The following is a 4,322-nucleotide window of genomic DNA, read 5'->3' on the forward strand; positions in this document are numbered from 1 at the left end:
ATGCAGATAATCATTTACTTTTATTGAGTTTAGTACTACTGTTGTCCGAAAACCGAATTGGGTTAATAAAATAAATCATAGAATAGTACAAAAATCAAAAGTGGGAAGCCCTTTTGGAGCTTTCCCACCTTTTTCATATTGTTGCTTCGACGAAGAATTAACAATATGGCGCAATTTAAGAATAATTTTTTATCAGGGCATCCTCTTATCGCTCAGCTTTTGTCCCTGATACCAAGTGAAGTTTTTAACCAGTGTGTGGAGCAGGAAAATTCCGATAGATATTATAAGAAACTTAAAACCAAGGACCATTTCATCTGCATGTTCTATGCTGTTTTGACCAAAAACGGTAGTCTTAGGGAGGTCTGTAAAAATACTGGACTGATCATTCTTACACTGATTCCATTCGGAATGAAGCAGTTACCTGCCAAAAGCACACTTTCAGATGCCAATCGGAATCGGGACCACAAGGTTTTTGCATTGCTTTATTCAAGGCTTTTCAGACATTATAAGAGGGTTCTTCAAGGCAATTGGTTGGAAATCGGCGGGGAGGTTGACCCCATCCTGGTTGAGGTTTTTGATTCCACCACCGTTACATTATTCAAAAACATACTCAAGGGAGCGGGGCGCAATCCGTTGGAAGGAAACAAAAAAGGAGGGGCAAAAGTATTTGCCCAATTGAACCTGGTAGAAGGAGTCCCGAATTTTATCTGTATCCGTTCGGCAGCTACCAATGAAAACATGTTTTTAAAAGTGATGGAACTTCCCGAACGGGGGATAGCGGTTCTTGACAAAGGGTACAACCGATACTCGTGCTTTGAAAGGTGGGATAGTTCCAACAGATATTTTGTAACCCGGAAAAAAGACAATGCCCGATATGAAGTAACTAAGGATGGCGCTGATCCTTAACCTCTTGTTTACAGTCCTATTTACAGTCCTACACAAGTGAATAAAAGAAGCGGAGGATTTTTCCACCATGGTCATGGTGGCAGCAAAAAATTTATGTTCCTATGTCAGTCTGGAAAAATTTCTACTCCATACCGAAGCTTACTTTAAAAGTATATTTCAAAAAGACCTTCAAAACGTATAACCCCAATTATTCCTCACAGGATAGGGGTACTATTTGAACTCCAACAAAAAAGTCCTCTAAAACGATATTGGAGGACTTTATTTTGATTTTCGTATTTTTGTCGGACGACAGTAATAAAATATTAATTAAATGTCCATTTTGTGTTTTTACACAGTCTCAGTCGACAGTCGACAGCAGCTGCATTCAAAGTTTGTACCTAATTAAATATGGGTACTGGTGTGAAAGCGAATATTCATACCATATTAAAATGGTGAACCCTGTTTCCCTGGCCAATGTATCCAGTCTTTCCTGGTCAACAAGCTTGTTGTAGTTATACTGAATATTGTTTAGTTCCCGATAAACATCAGGCTGGATTTTCATGTTGTTTTTCCCTTAAAAAAATGTGCTTTTGAAAAAAAAGGCGGATTACGCTGAAGAAAGTTCGCCGCTTTTTATATAAACAAAATTTATTCAAAGATAGGAAAAAACTACAAACTCCCAATAGGGAAGAACACCTTTACCATTCTGAAAAACAGGTATTTACAAATAAATCACTCCTTAAGTTAAGGACTATGGAATGTTTTCTGGACCAGATACATTATCGAAGTCGGTTTCTTAGCCACTCGTCGAGTGATTTTAGTTTAGGGGAAATGCTGGCAAGGCGGTAATTGTTCACCCATCCCATCCATACCTCTTTAAAATTGGGAAGTCGCTTTTTCTAAACCTTCTGCCAATCCTTTTTTGTAAACATTCCAAACATAACATACCCTCTCTTATCCCATACTTTGACCAAATATGTTTGGTTACCATATATGTAGCTGTACCACAGACTGGTAGTACAGATTCCACAATCGAAACAGTTATGATTTACTTTGCCTTTATTTTTATCTTTCACAAAAAAAATTCATTGACTACATTTGTAAATATTGAAATATTTTTTTAGTATTATAACTAATAAAAATAACAAATCCTATTAAAGGGTTTGTTGCGAGTGAATTGGGAACGTCCTCAATTGTTATACCTATCGAATGATATTGAAATGATGTAGTTGTGATGGTTTTGGAGAAACCATTAGAAGTCATTACAGATACCTTAAAAGTTGACTTCAAATGCTACCAGATTGGCAGAAGTAAAAGAGGAAATTGAGAAACCAAAAATTCTGTAATCAACTTATTTTCAAACACATAAAAATGTTATTCAAAATTACGAACGGAATTTTTAACCTAAAAAATCAAAAAATGAGAAAAATCAAACATTCAAAATCGCTAATTATTCTAATTTATTTATCACTATTTGTGTTTTCCTGCTCCATGGAAAATGAATTTGAGTACACAAATACATTAGATCAAGAAAATTTTATAGAACTTTCATTTGTTAAGGAAATTGCAAATGACATTCCTTTTACTTCAAAAAATGAGCATTTAAAAAAAAGAACGTCTGAAGTTACATTTGAGACTAGAACTATGGAATCCATTCATGAATCCAAAAACGAAAATGGAAAAACTTCCTTTTATATTATAAATTATGTAGAAGGAGGCTTTGTTATTCTATCGGCAGATAAAAGGACGGAACCCATTTTAGGGTTTTCGGAGGATAACAAATTTGTTGTTGATGAAAATTCGTACCCTCTTGGATTAAAGTTTTGGATTAATGATACTAAAAAGCAAATAACTCAAATTCAAAATTCAAATATTGTGCAATCAGAAAGAGAGAAAGTTGCATGGGATAAAGTTTTATCCACAGGCACAATAAGAACTCCCAATGCTACTATCGACCCCCCTAAGTGTGAACACACGGAAGTACTAACAAGTGGACCTTTACTAAGTTCCACTTGGCATCAATTGGGAGGGTTCAATGATGCATTACCTTTTATTACATGTAGCGGTACAAATTTTCAAGTGTTAGCAGGATGTGTACCCATTGCCATGGCACAGGTAATGAGACACTATCAACATCCTAATAATTATGATTGGGCTTCAATGCCTTTGACTTCTTTGGGGGCGACCACTACAACGGCAAATTTTATTGCTGACATTCATGATGCCATTGGAAATATGTATAGCGGACAACCTATGTATGATTGTAATGGAACAGGGGTGTCTACTTCTGCAAATATGGGTAATGTCTTAAAAAACCAATTTAATTATTCCTCTGCTAGTTGGGCTGACTACAACAGTAATGTTGTTCGAAGCAACATTGCAAACTACAGCAGACCTGTTATTTTAGCTGGTGATAATGGAACAACGGGACATATGTGGGTTTGCGACGGGTATCGCAGTATCACAATCTACTTAGATGATTGCACTGGGGTTTCATTTCTTAGCTTTCATATGAATTGGGGTTGGTTGAATGGTAACAATAATGGATGGTATTCAATTGACAATTTCAACCCTGGAAACACCCATTTTAACAACAACAAAAAAATGATTTATAACATAATACCTTAAGCGGTATGAAAAATTTATTAATTGTTATTACAATTTCTACGCTTTTTTCATGTAGTAATACTGATGAAATGGACGAACAATATTTCAACTTATATGCCGGTTTAGAATTTTCCATTTTTAATGACCAAAATGAAGATTTATTAAACCCTGGTAACCCAAATCATTTAAATACTGATGACATTAGATTGTTTTATGTTATCAACGGGGAAAGTCAAGAATTTTATAAAGGAAGTTTAGACAATCCAAGAGGCTATTCAATTGACGAGAATGAAGGAATCTACAGAATTGGGATTTTTCTTAATTATTCTGAAACAGAAGACAAGCCGATAACATATATCCAATGGAACAACAATATAGAAACGGATACTATTGAAGTTTCATATCGAAGAAGCCAACATTCTATTATTCAGGAAACTATTTGGTTAAATGGAGAACAAATTTGGGAAATAGGTGATAATACTACTGATCCATATTTTATGCTGGAGAAATAACTACAGGCAACAATTAGCCCAAAGAGAAAAGCCCTTGATACTGATCCCTATCGGTAAGCCCTGATTGATGTAAAAATCTATCAGGACCCCGAAATTCTTCGGAATAGTGGCTGCTGTGGTCGTGGCGTACATCGGTAGGGTGAAGTGTTTGCTAGGTGAAATAGTAGGCTGATTGGTGGATTTTAGGAAGTGCTTGTTTTAGTTTTTGGTTGGATTTAGGGCTTCTTGCTCAACACTTAAACGACTGAATATCAACTATATACCTAACAAAAACATAACATAAAAACCCCGAATTTGGCAGTATTCAGCTTTTTTCGG

The 4,322-nt window shown here is 35.5% G+C and carries 3 protein-coding genes; all 3 read left to right on the plus strand.

What is annotated here, in order from left to right; all coding sequences use genetic code 11:
• Nucleotides 1–165 precede the first annotated feature (165 nt).
• The 3 genes from ACFSKL_RS22585 (at nucleotide 166) to ACFSKL_RS22595 (ending at nucleotide 4,004) form a co-directional block, all read left to right on the plus strand.
• On the plus strand, nucleotides 166–906 hold the full coding sequence (locus ACFSKL_RS22585; protein ID WP_376889607.1) for a DUF4372 domain-containing protein: 741 nt from the start codon (nucleotides 166–168) through the stop codon (nucleotides 904–906).
• Nucleotides 907–2,304: 1,398 nt separating this feature from the next.
• Complete coding sequence (locus tag ACFSKL_RS22590; RefSeq protein WP_376889608.1) at nucleotides 2,305–3,513, plus strand: C10 family peptidase; 1,209 nt, start codon at nucleotides 2,305–2,307, stop codon at nucleotides 3,511–3,513.
• Between the two features lie 5 nt (nucleotides 3,514–3,518).
• Nucleotides 3,519–4,004 (plus strand): hypothetical protein, encoded by a 486-nt coding sequence (locus ACFSKL_RS22595; protein ID WP_376889610.1) that lies wholly within the window; start codon nucleotides 3,519–3,521, stop codon nucleotides 4,002–4,004.
• Nucleotides 4,005–4,322: the final 318 nt, after the last annotated feature.

The sequence above is a fragment of the Belliella marina genome (assembly GCF_042682445.1).
GTDB lineage: Bacteria > Bacteroidota > Bacteroidia > Cytophagales > Cyclobacteriaceae > Belliella > Belliella marina.

Coding starts and splice junctions, on each gene's coding strand:
- ACFSKL_RS22585 (WP_376889607.1), top strand. CDS start 166: ATGGCGCAATTTAAGAATAATTTTTTATCAGGGCATCCTCTTATCGCT.
- ACFSKL_RS22590 (WP_376889608.1), top strand. CDS start 2,305: ATGAGAAAAATCAAACATTCAAAATCGCTAATTATTCTAATTTATTTA.
- ACFSKL_RS22595 (WP_376889610.1), top strand. CDS start 3,519: ATGAAAAATTTATTAATTGTTATTACAATTTCTACGCTTTTTTCATGT.